Below are 19,104 nucleotides of genomic sequence, written 5' to 3'. Positions count from 1 at the left end.
GAGGTTCGGTGGCGGGTGACGCCGAGCAGCGGCGGTTCGACGGATTCGGCGACGGGGCGGTCGACTTCTTCGAAGGTCTCGAAGCCGACAACTCCAAGGCGTACTGGAACGACAACCGCACGCTCTACCGCGAGCACGTGCGCGGCCCCATGGCGGCGCTGCTGGCCGAACTGGAACCCGCCTTCGCCCCCGGATTCGGCGCGGGCAAGGTGTTCCGCCCGCACCGGGACGTGCGGTTCAGCAACGACAAGTCCCCGTACAAGACGCACTGCGCCGCCGTCGTCGAACCGGGCCGCGGCAGCGGTGCGTTCTACGTCGAGATCAGCGCCGCCGGGATGCTCGTCGCCGGCGGCTGCCTGCACACCGAACCCGACCAGCTGGCGAGGTTCCGCGCGGCCGTGGACACCGAACTGCACGGCGAGCGGCTGCGCCGGCACGTCGACGACCTCGCAGAGCAGGGGTGGCACCTGGCCGGGGACCGGTTGGCGACCCGGCCGCGCGGCGTGCCCGCAGACCATCCGCGGCTGGAGCTGTTGCGGCACCGCACGCTCCACGCCTGGTGGGCCGCCGAACCCGATGACGTGCTGCACAGCCGCTCCTGCCTGGAGCGGGTGCGGCACTGCTGGCAGCAGCTGCGTCCGCTCAACGAGTGGTGCGCCGCGCACATCGGCGTCACCGAACGCCGGCGCCGCTGACCGCCAGTGCCGCTGCTAGCCGTGTCGCTGGCTGCGCCGGCGGCTGAGGCGTGCGACTCTGCGGACACCGTTCGCCAGCACCCATCCCGCGGCCATTCCGCAGACGTCGGCCAGCGCGTCTGCGGGGTCGCCGGTCCGGCCCAGCGGCAGCACGTGCTGGACCACTTCGGACAGCACTGCGTAACCGGTCAGCGCCGAAAGCAGTACTCGACTGCGGAATCCGGCCCAGCCGCCGGTGGCGGCCAGCGCTGCGAACAGCGCAACGTGCACCGCCTTGTCGCTGCCGGCGGGTGCGGTGGGCACTCCGGATTCGGGAAGGAATAGGATGAACAGGCTTGCCGCCGCGGTGATGAAAAACGACGTTCGACCGGGAGTGAGCGCACTCGATCGGCTCGGATCGAGGCGGCGGAGTGCTGCGGACATCGGTCAACAGACTAGGCTGGAATAACGTGAGTCGACGGGCGAAGATCGTTTGTACCATGGGCCCCGCCACCGCCACGAAGGAGAAGGTGGCTGAGCTCGTCAGCAGCGGGATGAACGTGGCGCGCATGAACTTCAGCCACGGTTCCCACGAGGATCACCAGCACGTGTACGACCTGGTGCGCGCCGAGGCCGAGGACTCCGGGCGCGCGGTCGGCATTCTCGGCGACCTGCAAGGGCCGAAGATCCGGCTCGGCACGTTCGCCGACGGCCCGGTGCAATGGCGCACGGGCGAGGTCGTCCGCATCACGGTGGACGACGTCCAGGGCACGCACGATCGCGTATCCACCACCTACGAAGGGCTCGCCGGTGACGCCAAGCCCGGCGACCGCCTGCTGGTCGACGACGGCCGGGTGGGGCTGACCTGCACCGCCGTCGAGGGCAACGACTTGGTCTGCGAGGTCACCGAGGGCGGGGAGGTCTCCGACCACAAGGGCCTCTCGCTGCCGGGCATGGACGTTTCCGTGCCGGCACTGTCCGACAAGGACGTCGAGGACCTCGAGTTCGCGGTGCGGCTGGGCGTGGATTTCATCGCGCTGTCGTTCGTGCGCAGTCCCGCGGACGTGGACCAGGTGCACCAGGTCATGGACCGCGTCGGCCGGCGGGTCCCGGTGATCGCCAAGCTGGAGAAGCCGGAGGCGGTGGACAACCTGGAGGCCGTAGTGCTGGCCTTCGACGGCATCATGGTCGCCCGCGGGGACCTGGGCGTGGAGCTGCCGCTCGAACACGTCCCGCTGGTGCAGAAGAAGGCCATCCGCATCGCGCGGGAGAACGCCAAGCCGGTGGTCGTGGCCACGCAGATGCTGGACTCGATGATGCACGCCTCGATGCCCACCAGGGCCGAGGCCTCCGACGTGGCCAACGCGGTGCTGGACGGCACCGACGCCGTCATGCTCTCCGGTGAGACCAGCATCGGCGACTACCCGGTCGAGACGGTGCAGACCATGGCGCGGATCGTGGAAGCGGTCGAGGCCGGGTCGGCGGCACCGCCGCCGCTGAGCCACGTCCCGCGGACCAAGCGCGGTGTGCTCTCCTACGCGGCCCGCGACATCGGGGAGCGGCTCAACGCCAAGGCGCTGGTGGCCTTCAGCCAGTCCGGCGACACGGTGCGCCGGCTCGCGCGGCTGCACACGCACCTGCCGCTGTTGGCGTTCACCCCGGAGGAATCCGTGCGTAGTCAGCTCGCTCTCACTTGGGGGACGGAGACCTTCCAAATGCCTAAGGTGGACACGACCGATCAGATGGTGCGCCAGGTGGACCAGGCCATGTTGTCGTTGGGGCGGTCCCAGCGCGGTGACATGGTGGTGATCGTGGCCGGTTCCCCGCCGGGAACCGTCGGCTCCACCAACCTGATCCGGGTGCACCGGTTGGGCGAAGAAGACCACGTGTGAACGACCGACAGCAGTCGGCACGGCACGAGCGCCCGGTCGCACCGCTCCGAACGAGCGATGGGCGGCCGGGCGCTCGCGTTCCGGGCCGGCGGCGCCTGCGCGGCGCCCGAACGCAAGGAGTCCGCAGTGACCGAGGCAGCGCGAGCCGCGGCTGCTGATCTGGCAGCGACCGGTCAGGCCGAGGACGTCCCCCGCGATGTGAACGGGATGCCGTGCGGCCAGCCGGTGGTCGACGGGCTGGTCGCCCTGCTCGATCTGGAGCGGATCGAGGAGAACATCTTCCGCGGTGTGAGCCCGCCCGGTTCGCCGGTGCGCGTGTTCGGCGGCCAGGTCGCCGGGCAGGCGCTGGTGGCCGCGGGGCGGACGGTGCCCGGCGACCGGAGCGTGCACTCGCTGCACGCCTACTTCATCCGCCCGGGCGACCCGGACATCCCGATCGTCTACCAGGTCGACCGCACGCGTGATGGCCGTTCGTTCACGACGCGCCGCGTGGTCGCCGAGCAGCGCGGCGAGACGATCTTCTCGCTGTCGGCCTCCTTCCAGGTCGCCGAGGAAGGGATGGAGCACGCCGACGAAATGCCGGACGTGCCCGCCCCCGACTCGCTGCCCACGTTCGGCGAGCAGATCGGCGACCTCGCCAAGAGGCTGGGACGCGACCAGCCCCGACCGATCGACGTGCGCTACGTGACCGAACCGCCGTGGGTGCGGCGCGAGCAGGGCGGACGGCAGGCGAAGAGCCAGGTCTGGATGCGGGCCGACGGTTCCCTGCCGGATGATCCGCAGCTGCACGTGTGCGTCGCCGCGTTCGCCTCGGACATGACGTTGCTCGACTCGGTCCTCGGCCGGCACGGCGTGTACTGGGGAGTGGACGAGGTCTCCGGCGCGAGCCTCGACCACGCCATGTGGTTCCACCAGCCGTTCCGCGCCGACGAGTGGCTGCTGTACGACTGCTCCTCGCCGGCCGCCTCCGGCGCGCGGGGACTGGCCACCGGTCGGTTCTTCACCCGGGACGGTCGGCTGGTGGCCACCGTGGTGCAGGAAGGCCTGCTCCGGGTCGCGGACTGAAGCGCCGCTCGTTCGCGCGCGTCGAGCGCGGCGATCACGCGCTCACTCGCCCTCGATGAACTCCGCCGTGCCGTCCGGGGCGAACCGCAGCCACGGGTTGTAGCAGATTTCCCAGAGCACGCCGTTGGGGTCGGCGACGTGGCCGTGGTAGCCGCCGAAGTTCGCCCGCTGCGGCGATTTGACCAGCGAGCCCCCGGCGTCGACGGCGGCGCGGACCGTCGCGTCGACCTCTTCGGCGCTGTCCACGTTGTGCGCCAGGCTGATCCCGGACGCGCCTCTGCCCGCCACCGCGGAACCGGTGTCGCCGTAGAACCGCTCGGTTTCGAACAGGCCGAGCAGCATGCCCGGTGCGGTCTGGAAGAAGATGATCTCGCCGGAGACGTCGAGCGCGGGTTGCCAGCCGAGCCCGTCGACGTAGAACGAACGGGCCGCGTGCAGGTCATCGGTGGCGAGCGTGATCACGTGCGTGCGCTGGTCCATGGCGGCGCAGTCTTGCAGAGCCCCGGTGCTTCGCGCACGGGTTTCGAGCGCGGTGGTGCGCGTGTCGGCCGGTTGGGGTGCGTCCGCGTACCCGGCGGGCACGGGCCGCCTCGTCCCGGCCGGGCCCGCCGTGCTGCGCGCGTCCGGGCCGTGGCGGGCGCGTCGGTGCGGCCCCGGTAGTGCTGTCGTGTTCCCCGGCGGGTCACTCGCGGCGCCGCCGCTGCGGGCGCAGCTGCGGCGGGGGCGTCAACGCGCGCGTGTGCACCTGCTCGAGCACGATCGAGCTGGTGAAGTGCCGAACCTCGGTGCGGTTGGCGAGCTTGTCCACGAGGAAGCTCTGCAGGTGGGTCGTGTCGGCCACCGCCACGTGCAGCAGGAAATCCGCTTGCCCGCTGACGTGCAGCAGCGAACGGGTCTCGGCCTGGGAGAGCACGAACTCGCGGAAGCTGTCGACGACATCGCGGGTGTGCGGGCGCACGTTGACCGAGACGATCGCTTCCAGCGGCAGTCCGGTGGCCGCCGGGTTGACGTCGGTGTGCGATCCGACGATCACCCCGCGCTCACGCAGTCGTCGCACGCGCTGCAGGCAGCTCGACGGTGCGAGGCCGATGCGTTCGGCCAGGGTGCGGTTCGGCAGCGTCGCGTCGTTCTGCAATTCCTCCAGGATCCGCCAGTCGACCGAATCCAGTTCCACAGTTTCGCTCATCGTCGAACATCGTATGTGAGCAGTGGCGGAAGAGCGAACTGACAGAGCACGATGGGCTTACTGCTCGAACGAATGACTAGCTGGAGGTGTGGTGACTATCGACTGGGGGCCGTTCCTGCTGGCCCTGCTGGTGATCGTGATCGTTCCGGGACCGGACTTCGTGCTGGTCACCAGCAATGCGGCGACCAGCAGCCGCTGGGGGTGGCTGGCGGCGGCGGGAGTGACCGCGGGACTCGTGGTGCACGCGGCGGCCGCGACGCTCGGCCTGTCCGCGCTCGTCGCGGCGGTTCCGGCCGCGCTGTGGGTGGTCAAGGGTCTCGGCGTGGCCTACCTCTGCTGGATGGGGCTGCGGATCCTCTACGGCACCCGGCGGAAGCGCTCCGGCGAAGCGGTCGACAGCGCCGTTCCCCGCACCAGCGGCAACGGAGCCGTGCACGCCGCGCAGACCGGACGCGCGGTGTTCCTGCGTGCGCTGCTCACCGACGTGCTCAACCCGAAGGTCATGCTGACCTTCCTGACCCTGCTGCCGCAGGCCATGGACTCCGATGCCGCGCCGATGCCGCAGGCAGCCCTGCTCAGCGCGGTCGCGGTGAGCGCGTTCGCCGCGTGGTGGCTCGTCGTGGTGCCGTCGGTGCAGCGGCTGTCCGCGCTGCTGGCCAAGCCGCGGCGGCGGCGCGTGTTCGAGCGCTGCTGCGGTGGTGCGCTGCTGGTGATGGCCGGGTCCATCGCCATGAGCTGACCGAGTGCTCGACCGGAGGATCGACCGGCGGGTGGGCGTGCTTCGATGCGCGAGGGTCGACGCGGAGGGCGCGGGCCACCGGTGAGGGGTGACACGATGCGCGGCGGCCTCTCGTTGTGGAATCGTGATGTGCGCAGCGGCCGCTGTGCAGCGAGAAGATGTCGGGAACGGTGTCCCCGGGGCGAAATGGCGCTGCTTCTCCGGGCTCTGGCTGGGTGCCATCCCTGAGTGCGCTCGTGCACGTGGCCGGTAGCGTGGCGAGAAAATGCCCGCCGGTGCGCTCCCCGAGGTGATTACGTGGCGTTCATCAGCGACTTCCTGGCCCTCGTGGCCGGGTTGCCCAGACCACTTCTGGTGCTGGTGACCGGTGGGCTGGTCCTCGCCGAGTGCACGCTGGGTCTCGGTTTCCTCGTGCCGGGCGAGAGCGGGCTGCTCATATCCGCGGCCACGGTCGACAGCTGGGGCTTCTTCTTCTCGCTGACGCTGGTGGTGACCGTCTGCGCCGCCGTCGGCGACAACATCGGCTACCTGCTGGGGCGCCGCTACGGCATCCGGGTGCGCGAGACCAAGGCCGTGCGCAAGCTCGGCCAGCAGCACTGGGACCGGGCCACCGGCCTGCTGCGCCGCTTCGGCATCGGCGCGGTGCTCGTCGCCCGCTTCCTGCCCGTCGTGCGCACGCTCGTGCCCGCGGCCGCGGGCACGAGCCAACTCGGCTACGGGCGGTTCCTGCTCGCCTCCCTGATCGGGGCCGCCAGCTGGTCCGGCTTGCACGTCGGCGTGGGTTGGGCGGCCGGCACTTCGGTCAAGGCGATCGAACACGCGCTGGGGCAGGCGAGTTGGCTGTTCGCCACGGTGCTGGTCGTCGCGGGAGTCTCCGCCTGGTACTGGCGCCACCGGCGCGCCCGCAAGCAGGAAGCCGCGCAACAGCAGGGCACCGACGAGACCGTCGTGCGCGACGAGGACGTCGAACAGGCCGCCTGAGCGCGCGTGCGCAGCGGTGCGCACATTTCGCGAAAATGTGCACGCGGGCTGGCGGGTAGCTCCTCGCGGGGTCAGGTCTTGACCCGCAGCGTGTTGCCGCTGAGCCGGGTCAGGCTTCGGTGCAGCTCGTGCAGCGGGGGTGCTTCGGAGCCCAGCGGCACGAGCAGGCCGTTTCGCTGGGTGCTGCCCTGCGGTGCGTTCACCCGCACGTGCAGGTACGGGCCGATGATGGCTTGCTGGCTCAGCCGGACCCAGCGCACGTCCGGCCAGCGCACCGTCCCGTGCTCGTGCTCGGTGCGGTAGGTCAGCCCGCCCGCGGTGAACGTGATCGTCAAGTCCTGCGTCCGCAGGGGCGGCAGCCACGCGCGCAGTTGCAGCACCACCGACAGGAGGAGCATCGCCAGGGCAGCGGCGGTGAAGTACTGGCGGAAGCTCCCGTCCTGCCACGAGAGGAGCAGGCTCGCGCTGCTGAAGCAGGCGGCCAGCACGGCGCCGCCGATCGCCACTCCCGCCGACCACCGCATCCGCCGCACGCCGCGGGGATCGCGCGCGATCCGCACCTCATGAATGATCGTGTCCATGGTCCAGCAGGATGCCATCGGTAACCGCCTCGCGTTGGCGGTTCGCTCGTCTTCTCGCCCGAGCGCCGCACGGACGTTGCCCTGCACCCCACGCACCGTTGGGGGACTTTTCTCGAGAAATGTCCGCACCGAGGGCGGCGTCGGTTTCGGGTCCTGCGCTCCGATGTGCGACGAGGGCCGCGCCTCGGTAGTGGGCGCGGCCCTCGTCGCGAACGGCCCCTGTCGCGAACGGCCCCTGTCGCGAACGGCCTGCAGCGGGTCTCCGGTGCCCGGAAACCCGCGGCGGAACTAACGAGCGACGGATCTACGGCCGGCGCTCTACGACCAGCGATCTACGAGCGACGGATCTACGACCGGCGATCTACGGCCGGCGATCTACGGCCGGCGATCCACAGCGGCCGATCTGCAAGTAACCGAACTACAAGTAACCGATCTGCAAGTAACCGAACTACAAGTAGCCGATCTGCGAGCGGCGGATCACAGGCCGGGGTAGAGCGGTTTGGCCGCGGCCAGCGCCTCGACGCGGGCGCGCAGCTTCGTCGTGGTCGCTTCGTCCAGGCTGGGTTGCAGGGCCTCGGCGATGATGTCGGCGACCTCGCCGAACTCCTCGGCGCCGAAGCCGCGGGTGGCCAGTGCCGAGGTGCCGATCCGCAGCCCGGAGGTCACCATCGGCGGCCGCGGATCGTTCGGCACGGCGTTGCGGTTGACCGTGATGCCGATCTCGTGCAGCCGGTCCTCTGCCTGCTTGCCGTCCAGCTCGGAGTTGCGCAGATCCACCAGCACCAGGTGCACGTCGGTGCCACCGGAGACCAGCTGCACCCCGGCCGCGGCCGCGTCCGCGGCCTGCAACCGCCGCGCCAGCAGCTGCGCGCCCTCGAGGGTGCGGCGTTGCCGGTCGGCGAATTCCTCGCTGCCGGCCGTTTTGAACAGCACCGCCTTGCCGGCGATGACGTGCTCCAACGGGCCGCCCTGCTGACCGGGGAACACCGCCGAGTTGAACTTCTTGGCGAACTCCGCATCGGCCGAGAGGATCACTCCGCCGCGCGGGCCACCCAGCGTCTTGTGCGTGGTGGTGGTGACCACGTGCGCGTGCGGCACCGGATTGGGGTGCAGCCCCGCCGCGACCAGCCCGGCGAAGTGCGCCATGTCCACCAGCAGGTACGCCCCGACCTCATCGGCGATCGCGCGGAAAGCGGCGAAGTCCAACTGGCGCGGGTACGCCGACCACCCGGCGATGATCATCCGCGGCTGGTTCTCCCGCGCCAGCCGGGCCACCTCGTCCATGTCCACGCGGTGCTCGGACTCGTCGACGTGGTACGGCACAACGTTGTAGAGCTTGCCGGAGAAGTTGATCCGCATGCCGTGGGTGAGGTGCCCACCGTGGGCCAGATCCAGCCCCATGATCGTATCGCCCGGCGACAGCAGCGCGAACATCGCCGAAGCGTTGGCCTGCGCCCCCGAGTGCGGCTGCACGTTCGCGAACGACGCGCCGAACAGCTCCTTGGCCCGGTCGATCGCCAACTGCTCGACGACGTCGACGTGCTCGCAGCCGCCGTAGTAGCGCTTGCCCGGATAGCCCTCGGCGTACTTGTTCGTCAGCACCGACCCCTGAGCCTCCAGCACCGACCGCGATGCGAAGTTCTCCGAGGCGATCATCTCCAACGTGTTCTGCTGCCGCCCCAGCTCGGAACCGACCGCTGCGGCCACCTCCGGATCCACCGCAGCAAGCTGGTCGTTGAACAGGTCCGGTGTGGACATTTGGTGTTGCCTCCTGATTTCTGTCTGCGACGGCCCTGCGGACCTCTGGTCGAACGGCGCTGTTGTTAGTTGCCGCGGCGGTAGAACGGCAGTTCCACCACCTCCACCGGCAGCGACTTGCCGCGCGCGTCCACGTTCAGCGCGGTGCCCGGTTGGCTGTGCGCGCGGTCCACGTAGGCCATCGCGATCGGGTGCCCCAATGTGGGGGAGGGCGCACCGCTGGTGACCTCGCCGATCTCGTTGCCTTCGGGGTCGAGCACGGAGTACCCGTGTCGCGGCGCGCGCCGCTGGTCGGTGCTCAGGCCCACCAACGTCCGGTCGGTGGGGCCTTTGGCGACCTTCGCCAGCGCGGCCTTGCCCACGAAGTCATCGGGTTTGTCGAGTTTGACCACCCGGCCGAGATTGGCGTGGTACGGCGTCAACTCGACGCTGAGCTCATTGCCGTACAACGGCATACCCGCTTCCAGCCGCAACGTGTCCCGGCAGGACAGTCCGGCGGGCTTGAGGTCGTAGCCCGCGCCGGCCTCGGTGAGCGCCTGCCAGATCGACTCGGCGTCCTCCGGCGCGGTGAACAGTTCGAAACCGTCCTCGCCGGTGTATCCGGTGCGGGCGAGCATGATCTCGCAGCCCGCCACGGTGGCGTAGTACCCGGCGAAGTACTTGACGGTCGACAGGTCGGTTTCGGTCAGCGGGGCGAGGATCGCAGCCGCGTTCGGCCCCTGCAGCGCGATGAGCGCGTAGCGGTGCGAGTAGTCGTGGAATTCGGCCTCGAACCCGGAGGTGCGCTCGGCCAGTGCCGCGGAGACGGTGCCGGCGTTGGCGGCGTTGGCGACGACGAGGTACTCGTCCTCGCGCAGCCGGTAGACGATGATGTCGTCGAGCACGCCGCCGTCGTGGTTGCAGATCATCGTGTAGCGCGCGCGGCCGGGCGTGATCGCCGAGGCGTGGGCCAGCAGGGCGTAGTCCAAGGCCTCCGCGGCCTGCGGCCCGCGGATGTGGAGCTCGCCCATGTGCGAGAGGTCGAACAGCCCGGCGCTGCCCCGCACCGCGTTGTGCTCGGCGGTGTCGCCGGAGTACCGGACCGGCATCTGCCAGCCGGCGAAGTCGGTGAACGTCGCGCCCAGCTCCTCGTGGATCCGGTGCAGGGGCGTCTGCCTCGGTGACGTCATCGTGTCTGGACTCCTCCTGGGGGCGGCGCCGGTCGGCGGTCGCGGGTCCGAAACTGCGCAATCGGATCCTGCCAGCGTAATCGGACCGCTGCGTTCGCCACCTGCGCGGTCGTACGCACGTCGGGCGGTCTCCCCTGGAGTCATGGGCCTGAGAGTTTCACCGTCGTCGACGGCTTGCACCGTGGGCGAGAAGCGGTCCGCTCCTGCTTTCCTCCCGTTGCGCCTCGTGCCGTGCGGTAGGTGGTGCCTGAGAGTTTGCTGGGGAGTGCTTGCTCCTTCGGCGTCCCGACGGGCCGGGAGCTCTCCCGCACGGAGTCAACGGCGCGGTGTTCGGTTGTGGACCAGCTGCCCGGGCGTTGCCTGGACAGGTTGCCCCCCGGGCAGGTTGTTCTCTGGACAGAGCGTGACGCTACGGAGGACCCCGCGGGCAGTCAACCACAACGCGAGGCTGATCTCACTCGGTTGCGCGCGGAGGTCGGCGCGGGTGCTGCGGTGCCGACACCGCGTCCTCGGGCGTCGTCGCGGCGAGGGTGCGGTAGACCTCACGCAGCCCGTCGATGAGGGCCCCGAGGGCGAGCTCGAAGCTGTCCGCGTCGATCTCTGTGTGCTGCGGCAGCAGGTGGGCGCGGTCGAGGTGCGGGAATCGCTCGTCGTAGATGCTCGCGTCGGCGGGGAAGCCCTCGGCGAACGAGGCCATGGCCGAGCCGACGACGAGGTACTTCGTCGACGCGCCGATCATCGTCGCGTACCGCTGCGGCCAGCCGGCCCGCACGAGCCCGCCGTGCACCCGGTCGGCGCGGCGCAACGCGTTCTCCCGGTGGGCCGGGCCGGAGGCCAGGAACGGCACGAGGTTGGGGTGGGCGCGCAGGGCGGCGCGGTAGGACCGCGCCCACGTGCGCAGGCCGGTGGGCCAGTCGGTCTCGAAGTCGGAGACGTCGACCTGGGTCATGACCTCGTCGGAGATCGTGTGCAGCAGGTCGTCCTTGTTCGGCACGTGGTTGTACAGCGACGCCGCGCGGACGTCGAGGCGTTCGGCCAGGCGGCGCATGGACAGCGCCTCGAGCCCTTCGGCGTCGATGATCTCGAGGCCGACCCGGGCGATGCGTTCGGTCGTCAGGAGGGGACGGCTCGGACGGGGCACGGTTTCTCCACGTTGCTGGCCTGGGGGAACGCCTCTTGCGAGGGCGGTTCGAGGGACTCTAGGCTGCCATAAAACTAACGTTGTTAGTTAGTACGTCACACGGAAGGGCAGGTCAATGGTCGACTTCTCGTTGTCCGACACCGAGCGCGACGTGCGCGACTGGGTGCGCCGTTTCGTCCAGCGCGAGCTCATGCCGCTGGAGCAGCAAGTGCTGGACCGGGAACGCGCCGGTGCGCGGGGACTGACCAAGCAGGAGCAGGCCGACCTCCAGAACAAGGCGCGCGAGGCGGGGTTCTGGGGCGTGCAGACCCCCGAGGAGTACGGCGGGATGGACCTGCCGGCCGTGCTGACGGCGCTGATCCAGATCGAGCTGGGACGGACGTTCGTGCCGTTCCAGTTCGGCGGCGACGCGGACAACATCCTCTACCACGGCAACGAGGAGCAGAAGCGGCGCTACCTGCTGCCCACCATCGAAGGCACCCGGAAGTCCTGCTTCGCCATCACCGAGCCCGGCGCCGGGTCCGACGCGAAGAACATCCGCACCACCGCCCGCAAGGACGGCGACGAGTGGGTGATCAACGGCGAGAAGACCTTCATCACCGGCGGCATCGACGCCGACTTCGCCATGGTCTTCGCCGTCACCGACAAGTCCAAGGGCGCCGACGGCGGGGTGACCTGCTTCCTCGTCGACCGCGACATGGGTTGGACCTCGGAACCCATCGACATCATGGGCGAGTGGGAGCGTCAACCCGCCTCGCTGGTGTTCGACGACGTGCGCGTTCCCGAGGAGAACGTGCTCGGCGAGATCGGCCAGGGCTTTTCGCTGGCCATGCAGTGGATCGGCCGCGGCCGCTACATGCTGCCCGCGCACGCGCTCGGTGCCTGCGAACGGCTCGTCGAGATGGCCGCCGACTACGCCAACAACCGCCAGACCTTCGGCGCGCCCATCGCCGACCGCCAGGCCATCCAGTGGATGATCGCCGACTCGGCCGTGGAGATCGAAGCGCTGCGGTGGCTCGTGCTGCAGGCCGCCTGGCAGGTCGACCAGGGGATGGACTCGCGGCACGCGCAGTCCATGGCCAAGCTCTACGGCGGGACGCGGGCCAACGAGATCGTCGACCGCGTGATGCAGATCCACGGCGGCATGGGCTACACCCGCGAGCTGCCGGTGGAACGCTGGTTCCGCGACCTGCGCCTGCTGCGCATCTTCGAGGGCACCGACGAGATCCAGCGCCGCACCATCGCCCGCAACGTCCTCAAGGGGCACCACTCGGTCAGCGGAGTGCTCGGCTGAGTCCCCGCCGAGGCGGTGTCGCCCCGCCGAACTCCTCGGTAGGCTGGACAGCGCCTGATCCCCAGGCGACGCGCCGGTCATCACTTCGACGGACAGGCCGCGCGCTGAGGACCGACCAGGAGCGGACATGTCGCTGATGAAGAAGATCGCCGCTTTCGCCAGCAGCCCGCAGGGGCGCCGGATGATGCGGCAGGCGAAGAAGTACGCCCAGGACCCCAAGACCCGGGCGAAGATCGACGAGGCGAAGAACAAGCTGCTCAAGGGCAGCAAGTCCAGCCGGTGATCCGGTCCCGGTGATCCGGTCGATGAGACCCGGCCGGTGACGCCCAGCGGTGACATCGGTCGGTGACATCCCGGCCGGTGACGCCCAGCGGCCCGCCGTCCCCCGCGGACCGGCGGGCCGCTTTCACGTGCGGCCGGAGGGCACGGCCACGTGCGGCCGGAGGGCACGGCGTGTCGTGGTCGCGGCCGGTCCGCGCTGCAGAACCCGTTGGACCTCGTCGTCCGCCTCGTCCCGCCACTGTCCCGCCACTGCAGCAGCTGCTCGACGCCTCGCCCACCTCCATCGCGCGGGCACGTCGGTGTCGCTGATGAGCGCAACGCCCGGCGTCGGCGGCAACGGTTCCGGCATCCACCTCGGAAAGGAGCACCACCCGTGCGACTGAGCGGCAAGACGGCGATCGTCACCGGCGGGGCCGGCGGCATCGGGCGCGGCATCTGCGCTGCCCTCGTCGCCGAAGGCGCCGACCTCGTGCTCGTCGACATCGATGAGCACGCCGCCGCCGCGACCGCCCGCGAGCTCACCGAAACCGGCCCCGCGGCAGAGGAGCAGGTCACCTTCCTCGCCCGCGACATCAGCCGGTCCGAATCCGCCGACGACGTGCTCGCCGCCGCCGTGGATTCCTTCGGCGGTGTGGACGTGCTGGTCAACAACGCCCACGCCTCCCGGCAGGCCCCCGTTCTCGAGCACACCGCGGAGATGTTCGAGCTCTCCTTCAACAGCGGCTTCTTCGCCACCTACCACTTGATGCGGGCGTGCCACCCGCACCTGGCCGAGCGCGGCGGCAGCGTCGTCAACTTCGCCTCCGGTGCAGGGTTGAACGGGCAGCCCGACCAGGCGTCCTACGCAGCCGCCAAGGAAGCCATCCGGGGGTTCAGCCGGGTCGCGGCCCACGAGTGGGCCGGCGACGGGATCCGCGTCAACCTCGTTTCCCCCATCGCCCGCACTCCGGGGGTCGATGCCTGGGCGCAGACCCACCCCGAGCAGTACGAGCAGGTGTCCAGCGGTATCCCCCTGGGCAGGATGGGCGATCCCGAGCGCGACATCGCGCCCGTCGTGGTCTTCCTCGCCAGCGACGACAGCCGCTACATTACCGGGCAGACCCTGATGGCCGACGGTGGCTCGATCATGCTGCGGTGACCGCGGTTGCAGGCCGCGCCTCTGGGCACGCCCCGCGCCACCGCAGTAGGGTGCGCCGTGTTCGCGCAGCCGTGCTGGAGGGTGGCCGATGCCGAGGGCGTACGTGGTGGGCACGTTCGACACCAAGGGGGAAGACCTGCGCTACGTGGCGGGTCTGCTGGCCCCGCACTGCGCCGTGACCACCGTCGACGTCAGCACCGGATCGGCGGAGGCGAGCGCGGCGGAGGTCTCCGCCGAGCAGGTCGCCGCGCACCACCCCGACGGGACGGCGGCGGTGTTCACATCGGACCGCGGTGCGGCCGTGTCCGCCATGGCCGTCGCCTTCGAACGCTTCCTGGCGCAGCAGCCGGCGGACGGTGTGCTCGGACTCGGCGGTTCCGGCGGCACCGCGCTGATCAGCCGCGGTCTGCGCGCTCTCCCCGTGGGCGTGCCCAAGATGATCGTGTCCACAGTGGCCTCCGGTGACACTTCGGCCTATGTGGACTCCTCCGACCTCGTGCTGCTGCCCTCGGTAACCGACATCGCCGGGCTGAACCGCATCTCCCGCCGCGTGCTCGGCAACGCCGCGCACGCCCTGCTCGGCTCGCTGACGCACGACATCCCGGACACCGGCCACCGACCCGCGCTCGCGCTGAGCATGTTCGGCGTGACGACCCCGTGCGTGACCGCCGTCGCCGACAGGATGCGCACCACGCACGACCCGCTGGTCTTCCACGCCACCGGAACGGGCGGGCGCGCCATGGAGAAGCTCGTCGACGACGGTTACGTCGAGGCGGTCGTGGACATCACCACCACCGAGATCGCCGATCTGCTCGTCGGCGGGGTGATGAGCGCGGGCGAACAGCGGCTCGACGCGATCGCGCGCACCCGGGTGCCCTACGTCGGTTCGTGCGGCGCGCTGGACATGGTGAACTTCGGAGCCGTCGGCACCGTGCCGGAGAGGTTCCGCGGGCGGTTGCTGTACGAGCACAACCCGCAGGTGACGTTGATGCGCACCACTGCCGAGGAGTGCGAGCGCATCGGCGAGTTCCTCGCCCGCAAGATCAACGCCTGCGCCGGGCCCGTGCGGTTCCTGCTGCCCGCGGGCGGGGTGTCGCTGCTGGACGCCCCCGGTGCCGCGTTTCGCGATCCGACCGCCGACGAGCGGCTGTTCGACGCGATCGAGCGGAACGTGCACGGGGCCGAGCGGGTGCGGCGCGTGCCGCACAACATCAACGACGCGGAGTTCGCCGACGCCGTGGTGGCCGCGGCGGAGGAAGTGGGCATCAGCACCGCTGCGCGGTCGCGGTGACGGTGTTCGCAGTGACGCGGGGACGTACCGGTTCGCACACGATGGTGGAGGTCCGATGACGAAGCGCTTCGAACGTTCGGAACTGCTGTCCCGGCTGCGCGGCAAGGTCGACCGGGGTGAACCGGTCATCGGTGGCGGAGCGGGCACCGGCCTGTCCGCCAAGGCCGAGGAGAGCGGCGGGATCGATCTGATCGTGCTGTACAACTCGGGGCGCTACCGCATGGCCGGGCGCGGTTCGCTGGCCGGGCTGCTGGCCTACGGCAACGCCAACGACGTCGTCGTGGAAATGGCGGCGGAAGTGCTGCCGGTCGTGCGGAACACGCCCGTGCTCGCCGGCGTCAACGGCACCGACCCGTTCCTCATGCCCGAGCGGTTCCTCGGCCGGCTCGCCGATCTCGGCTTCTCCGGCGTGCAGAACTTCCCCACGGTGGGGCTCATCGACGGCACGTTCCGGGCGAACCTCGAAGAGACCGGCATGAGCTACGAGCGCGAAGTCGAGCTCATCGCCGCCGCGCACGAAGCCGACCTGCTGACCACGCCGTACGTGTTCTCCGCCGCGGACGCGCGCAGGATGACCCGGGCCGGCGCCGACGTCATCGTCTGCCACATGGGGCTGACCACCGGTGGCAGCATCGGCGCGGAGACCGCCCGCACCCTCGACGACTGCGTCGCCGACATCGACGCCTTCGCGCACGCGGCCCGGCAGGTGCGCGAGGACGTGCTCGTGCTCTGCCACGGCGGCCCGATCTCCGCACCGGCCGACGCCGAGTACGTGCTGTCGGAGACCAGCGGTTGCCACGGCTTCTTCGGCGCCTCGAGCATGGAACGACTGCCCACGGAGAAGGCGATCGCGGAGACGACCCGGGCCTTCACCCGCAGCAGCGGCGAATAGCGCCGCAACGATCCGAGGAGGAGATAGCATGCCGCGGTCCTACGCCAGTACCACCGTCGAGGCTCCGGCCGATGCGGTGTGGCGGGTGGTGCGCGACTTCGACGGGCTGCCGCAGTGGCACCCGGGAATCGCGACCAGCAGCATCGAGGGCGGTCGTCCCGCCGACGCGGTCGGCTGCGTCCGCTACCTGACCATGCCCGACGAGTCCGTCGTCCGGGAACAGCTCGTGGATCTCGACGACGTGGCCCGCTCCTACAGCTACGAGATCCTCGAGGGTCCGTTCCCCGTGCGGAAGTACCGCGCGACCGTCCGCGTCATCCCCGTCACGGCCGACGACACCTCGTTCGTCGAGTGGTACGCGGACTACGACGCCGACGCGGCCGACGAGGCGCAGCTCGACAAGACCTTCAGCCGCGGCGTGTTCGGGGCGGGGCTGAAAGCCCTGCGCACGCACTTCGAACGGTGACGTGCGCTGCCCGGGCCCGGCTTGCCCGCCGCGACCGCTGGTAGCCGGGCCCGGGCACCGGTCATACGCCGAGCACCAGGTGGGCCATGAAGAAGTAGATGATCAGCCCCGTCGCGTCGACCAGCGTGGTCACCAGCGGAGCGGAGACGACCGCCGGGTCGATGCCGACGCGTTTGGCCAGCAGCGGCATGGCCGCCCCGACCATGGCCGCCCACGTGCAGATGACCACGATGGACAGTGCCACGGTGAGGGTGACCTGGAACCCCACCAGTAACGTGCCGATGCCCAGGCCGACGGTGGCGAGCATGACGCCGAGCAGCACGCCCACCCGGCATTCGCGCCAGACCACCCGCAGCACGTCGCCGGTGCGCAACTGGCCCACGGCCAGCGCGCGGACGGTGGCGGTGGCCGCCTGCGCTCCCGCGTTGCCGCCGGTGCCGGTCAGCAGCGGGATGAACAGCGCCAAGGCGGTCACTTGCGCCAACGTCGCCTCGAAGAACTGCATCACGTTGACGGTGAGCGTGGCGGCCACCAGCAGCAGCAACAGCCACGCGATGCGCGAACGGGCGATCTGGAACACGCTGGCGGCCACGTAGTGGCCCTGCCACGGCGTGGTCGCCGACTGCCGCACGAAGTCCTCGGTTTCGGCCGATTCCAGCACTTCCATGGCGTCATCGATGGTGAGCAGACCGACCACGCGCTGTTCACTATCGACAACGGGAAGGGCCAGCAGGTTCGACTCGCGCATCACGCGCGCGGCGTTCTCGGCGTCGTCGGTGGCGGCGGCGGACACCGGCTCCTCGTCGAGCAGTTCCTGCAGCGGGCGCCCGGGGGCGCTGAGCACCAGGTCCCGGAGGCTGACCACGCTGAGCAGGCGGCGTTCGTCGTCGACCACGGGCAGGGTGTAGACGGTTTCGGCGCTGAGGCCTTTGCCGCGGACGACGTCCAGGGCCTGGCCGGCGGTGAGGTCGTGGCGGACGATCACCACTTCCGGGCTCATGTACCGGCCGACCGAGCCTTCCGGGTAGCCGAGCATTTCGGCGGTGGTGTCGCGTTCCCGTTGGCTGAGCCCGGCGAGGACGCGCTGGGCCACCTTGGCGGGGACTTCGCCGAGCAGCCGCACCCGGTCATCGGGATCCATGGCCTCGACGAGTTCGCGGAAGGCGTGGTCGCGCAGGCCGTCGAGGATCTTCTGCTGCGCGATCGGGTCGAGTTCCTCGAAGACCTCGATGGCCTCGTCCTTGCTCAGCAGGCGGAACAGCAGCACCGCCTCGACCTCGCCCTGCCGACCGATCTCGTCGGCGATCTCATAGGGCCTCCGTTCGGAAATCCAGTGCTGCATCCCCGCGATGTCGTTGCGATCGAGCAGAGTCTGCAGCGTCTCGGTGGACATGGGGACCTCCCATCCGGCGGCGCGTGTCCGGCGGATCCGGTGCGCGAACCGCTTTCACGGTGCTTTCACACGCCAGGACCAGCTACCGCCCCTGTTGTGGCCAACAGCGGTTAGAGTTTGGCCGTGCCAACCATGCATCCGTCCAAAACTGACACCCCCCAGGCAAGCCGTGTCGTGGTCACCGGCGGTTCCGGGTTCGTCGGGCGTGCCGTGGTGCGCGCCTTCGTCGAGCGTGGCACCCCGGTGACCATCGTCGACCGCGTGGAACCACCCTGCCCGCAGGGGCGGGGTGACGTTCCGGAGCGTCCCGGGGGTGATCTCGTCACGTTCCTCCGCGGCGATCTGCGCGATCCGGAGGTCCGCGAGGCCGCCGTCACCGAGGGCACCGCGGGGGTGGTGCACCTCGCGGCGATCACGTCCGTGCTGCGTTCGATGGATCACCCGCAGGACACCTACGAGACTAACGTGGCGGCTACCCAGGGGTTGCTCGAGGTGGCTCGGCAGCGCGGGGTGCGGCGGTTCGTGCTGGCCTCCACGAACGCGGTGGTCGGCGACATCGGGCACGGCACCATCTCCGAGGAGCTGCCGGTGCGCCCGCTCACCCCGTACGGCGCGAGCAAGGCCGCGGCCGAGATGCTGCTGTCCGGCTACGCGGGGGCGTACGGGATGAGCACGTGCGCATTGCGGTTCACCAACATCTACGGCCCGGGGATGGGGCACAAGGACAGCTTCGTCCCGCGCCTGATGCGTGCGGCGTTGTCCGACTCGGGCGTCGAGGTGTACGGCGACGGTGCGCAGCGCAGGGATTTCGTCCACATCTCCGATGTCGTGCGCGGGGTCCTCGCTGCGTGGGACCAGCACTACAGTGGTACGGCGATCATCGGGTCCGGGCGCTCGGTGTCGGTGCTCGAACTGCTCGACGCGGTGCGCGCGACGACCGGGCGTTCGGTGCCGAGCACCCACGTTCCGGCCAAGCAGGGTGAGATGCCGGCGGTGATCGTGGACGCCGGACGGGCGCAGCGGGAGTTGGGGTTCGCTCCGGTGACCCCGCTGAAGGAAGGGCTGCGCACCGTCTGGGAGGACTTCCGCGTCGCCGAGTAGCGACGGCCGGGGCTTCCGGCGGTCGTGGTCGGCACGCGCGGTGCCGACGAGGATGGGGAGG

At 70.2% G+C, this 19,104-nt stretch carries 20 protein-coding genes and 2 riboswitches; of the genes, 12 read left to right on the top strand and 8 right to left on the bottom strand.

Translation table 11 applies throughout. The annotated features are described in order from the left end of the window. Nucleotides 1-8 precede the first annotated feature (8 nt). Nucleotides 9-695, top strand: coding sequence for a DUF2461 domain-containing protein (locus ACVGV2_RS15040; protein WP_459166006.1), 687 nt, complete (start codon nt 9-11; stop codon nt 693-695). A gap of 15 nt (nt 696-710) precedes the next feature. Here ACVGV2_RS15040 and ACVGV2_RS15035 read toward each other — a convergent pair whose 3' ends face one another. Next, nucleotides 711-998 (bottom strand): VanZ family protein, encoded by a 288-nt coding sequence (locus tag ACVGV2_RS15035; protein WP_459162996.1) that lies wholly within the window; start codon nt 996-998, stop codon nt 711-713. A gap of 146 nt (nt 999-1,144) precedes the next feature. Here ACVGV2_RS15035 and pyk point away from each other — a divergent pair, with 146 nt between their 5' ends. Together pyk and tesB are read left to right on the top strand one after the other, a co-directional pair. Further along, entirely contained in the window at nt 1,145-2,566 is a 1,422-nt protein-coding gene (pyk, locus tag ACVGV2_RS15030) for a pyruvate kinase (protein WP_459162995.1), read from the top strand. Nucleotides 2,567-2,692: 126 nt separating this feature from the next. Further along, nucleotides 2,693-3,631: an acyl-CoA thioesterase II gene (gene tesB / locus ACVGV2_RS15025; protein ID WP_459162994.1), complete on the top strand. Its 939-nt coding sequence runs from the start codon at nt 2,693-2,695 to the stop codon at nt 3,629-3,631. Between the two features lie 42 nt (nt 3,632-3,673). On the opposite strand, the gene ACVGV2_RS15020 is transcribed toward tesB, so the two are convergent. Continuing rightward, complete coding sequence (locus ACVGV2_RS15020) at nt 3,674-4,111, bottom strand: VOC family protein (protein WP_459162993.1); 438 nt, start codon at nt 4,109-4,111, stop codon at nt 3,674-3,676. Between the two features lie 202 nt (nt 4,112-4,313). Then, nucleotides 4,314-4,817, bottom strand: coding sequence for an Lrp/AsnC family transcriptional regulator (locus ACVGV2_RS15015; protein WP_459162992.1), 504 nt, complete (start codon nt 4,815-4,817; stop codon nt 4,314-4,316). Between the two features lie 91 nt (nt 4,818-4,908). Here ACVGV2_RS15015 and ACVGV2_RS15010 point away from each other — a divergent pair, with 91 nt between their 5' ends. Together ACVGV2_RS15010 and ACVGV2_RS15005 are read left to right on the top strand one after the other, a co-directional pair. After that, nucleotides 4,909-5,556: a LysE family translocator gene (locus ACVGV2_RS15010; protein WP_459162991.1), complete on the top strand. Its 648-nt coding sequence runs from the start codon at nt 4,909-4,911 to the stop codon at nt 5,554-5,556. Nucleotides 5,557-5,853: 297 nt separating this feature from the next. Beyond that, on the top strand, nt 5,854-6,537 hold the full coding sequence (locus ACVGV2_RS15005) for a DedA family protein (RefSeq protein ID WP_459162990.1): 684 nt from the start codon (nt 5,854-5,856) through the stop codon (nt 6,535-6,537). A 71-nt stretch (nt 6,538-6,608) separates the two neighbouring features. On the opposite strand, the gene ACVGV2_RS15000 is transcribed toward ACVGV2_RS15005, so the two are convergent. From ACVGV2_RS15000 to ACVGV2_RS14985, 4 genes are all read right to left on the bottom strand, one after another. Continuing rightward, nucleotides 6,609-7,118 (bottom strand): hypothetical protein, encoded by a 510-nt coding sequence (locus ACVGV2_RS15000; RefSeq protein ID WP_459162989.1) that lies wholly within the window; start codon nt 7,116-7,118, stop codon nt 6,609-6,611. A gap of 477 nt (nt 7,119-7,595) precedes the next feature. Next, complete coding sequence (glyA, locus tag ACVGV2_RS14995; protein ID WP_459162988.1) at nt 7,596-8,876, bottom strand: serine hydroxymethyltransferase; 1,281 nt, start codon at nt 8,874-8,876, stop codon at nt 7,596-7,598. Between the two features lie 65 nt (nt 8,877-8,941). Beyond that, complete coding sequence (gene gcvT, locus ACVGV2_RS14990; protein WP_459162987.1) at nt 8,942-10,045, bottom strand: glycine cleavage system aminomethyltransferase GcvT; 1,104 nt, start codon at nt 10,043-10,045, stop codon at nt 8,942-8,944. 127 nt (nt 10,046-10,172) lie between these two features. Beyond that, nucleotides 10,173-10,269: riboswitch (glycine riboswitch) on the bottom strand. Further along, a riboswitch (glycine riboswitch) is annotated at nt 10,270-10,363 on the bottom strand. 136 nt (nt 10,364-10,499) lie between these two features. Next, entirely contained in the window at nt 10,500-11,186 is a 687-nt protein-coding gene (locus tag ACVGV2_RS14985) for a TetR/AcrR family transcriptional regulator (protein WP_459162986.1), read from the bottom strand. A gap of 115 nt (nt 11,187-11,301) precedes the next feature. Between ACVGV2_RS14985 and ACVGV2_RS14980 the strand changes: the two genes are divergently transcribed. From ACVGV2_RS14980 to ACVGV2_RS14955, 6 genes are all read left to right on the top strand, one after another. Then, nucleotides 11,302-12,480 carry an acyl-CoA dehydrogenase family protein gene (locus ACVGV2_RS14980; RefSeq protein ID WP_459162985.1) on the top strand — a complete coding sequence of 393 codons (1,179 nt, stop codon included), beginning with the start codon at nt 11,302-11,304 and terminating at the stop codon, nt 12,478-12,480. 127 nt (nt 12,481-12,607) lie between these two features. Further along, the gene (locus ACVGV2_RS14975; RefSeq protein WP_459162984.1) at nt 12,608-12,763 is read left to right on the top strand and encodes a hypothetical protein; all 156 of its coding nucleotides are present in this window, start codon (nt 12,608-12,610) and stop codon (nt 12,761-12,763) included. A gap of 372 nt (nt 12,764-13,135) precedes the next feature. Continuing rightward, on the top strand, nt 13,136-13,900 hold the full coding sequence (locus ACVGV2_RS14970; protein ID WP_459162983.1) for an SDR family NAD(P)-dependent oxidoreductase: 765 nt from the start codon (nt 13,136-13,138) through the stop codon (nt 13,898-13,900). An 88-nt stretch (nt 13,901-13,988) separates the two neighbouring features. After that, the gene (locus tag ACVGV2_RS14965; RefSeq protein WP_459162982.1) at nt 13,989-15,191 is read left to right on the top strand and encodes a Tm-1-like ATP-binding domain-containing protein; all 1,203 of its coding nucleotides are present in this window, start codon (nt 13,989-13,991) and stop codon (nt 15,189-15,191) included. 55 nt (nt 15,192-15,246) lie between these two features. Further along, nucleotides 15,247-16,083, top strand: coding sequence for a phosphoenolpyruvate hydrolase family protein (locus tag ACVGV2_RS14960; protein WP_459162981.1), 837 nt, complete (start codon nt 15,247-15,249; stop codon nt 16,081-16,083). Between the two features lie 28 nt (nt 16,084-16,111). Beyond that, the gene (locus tag ACVGV2_RS14955; protein ID WP_459162980.1) at nt 16,112-16,549 is read left to right on the top strand and encodes an SRPBCC family protein; all 438 of its coding nucleotides are present in this window, start codon (nt 16,112-16,114) and stop codon (nt 16,547-16,549) included. Nucleotides 16,550-16,610: 61 nt separating this feature from the next. Here the strand turns inward: ACVGV2_RS14955 and mgtE are convergent, their stop codons facing one another. Then, on the bottom strand, nt 16,611-17,942 hold the full coding sequence (mgtE, locus tag ACVGV2_RS14950; protein WP_459162979.1) for a magnesium transporter: 1,332 nt from the start codon (nt 17,940-17,942) through the stop codon (nt 16,611-16,613). A gap of 132 nt (nt 17,943-18,074) precedes the next feature. Here mgtE and ACVGV2_RS14945 point away from each other — a divergent pair, with 132 nt between their 5' ends. Further along, nucleotides 18,075-19,043, top strand: a complete 969-nt coding sequence (locus ACVGV2_RS14945; protein WP_459166005.1) for an NAD-dependent epimerase/dehydratase family protein — start codon at nt 18,075-18,077, stop codon at nt 19,041-19,043. The last annotated feature ends 61 nt before the right edge of the window (nt 19,044-19,104 follow it).

It is taken from the genome of Bounagaea algeriensis, from assembly GCF_054491375.1.
The sequence above is the reverse complement of the archived record's forward strand: the minus strand, read 5'-3'. Positions and strand labels throughout refer to the sequence as shown.

What these genes read in the sequence shown, in the direction of transcription:
- ACVGV2_RS15020 (WP_459162993.1), bottom strand. Translation starts at nt 4,111, where the DNA reads ATGGACCAGCGCACGCACGTGATCACGCTCGCCACCGATGACCTGCAC.
- ACVGV2_RS15015 (WP_459162992.1), bottom strand. Translation starts at nt 4,817, where the DNA reads ATGAGCGAAACTGTGGAACTGGATTCGGTCGACTGGCGGATCCTGGAG.
- ACVGV2_RS15000 (WP_459162989.1), bottom strand. Translation starts at nt 7,118, where the DNA reads ATGGACACGATCATTCATGAGGTGCGGATCGCGCGCGATCCCCGCGGC.
- glyA (WP_459162988.1), bottom strand. Translation starts at nt 8,876, where the DNA reads ATGTCCACACCGGACCTGTTCAACGACCAGCTTGCTGCGGTGGATCCG.
- gcvT (WP_459162987.1), bottom strand. Translation starts at nt 10,045, where the DNA reads ATGACGTCACCGAGGCAGACGCCCCTGCACCGGATCCACGAGGAGCTG.
- ACVGV2_RS14980 (WP_459162985.1), top strand. Translation starts at nt 11,302, where the DNA reads ATGGTCGACTTCTCGTTGTCCGACACCGAGCGCGACGTGCGCGACTGG.
- ACVGV2_RS14975 (WP_459162984.1), top strand. Translation starts at nt 12,608, where the DNA reads ATGTCGCTGATGAAGAAGATCGCCGCTTTCGCCAGCAGCCCGCAGGGG.
- ACVGV2_RS14965 (WP_459162982.1), top strand. Translation starts at nt 13,989, where the DNA reads ATGCCGAGGGCGTACGTGGTGGGCACGTTCGACACCAAGGGGGAAGAC.
- ACVGV2_RS14960 (WP_459162981.1), top strand. Translation starts at nt 15,247, where the DNA reads ATGACGAAGCGCTTCGAACGTTCGGAACTGCTGTCCCGGCTGCGCGGC.
- ACVGV2_RS14955 (WP_459162980.1), top strand. Translation starts at nt 16,112, where the DNA reads ATGCCGCGGTCCTACGCCAGTACCACCGTCGAGGCTCCGGCCGATGCG.
- mgtE (WP_459162979.1), bottom strand. Translation starts at nt 17,942, where the DNA reads ATGTCCACCGAGACGCTGCAGACTCTGCTCGATCGCAACGACATCGCG.
- ACVGV2_RS14945 (WP_459166005.1), top strand. Translation starts at nt 18,075, where the DNA reads ATGCATCCGTCCAAAACTGACACCCCCCAGGCAAGCCGTGTCGTGGTC.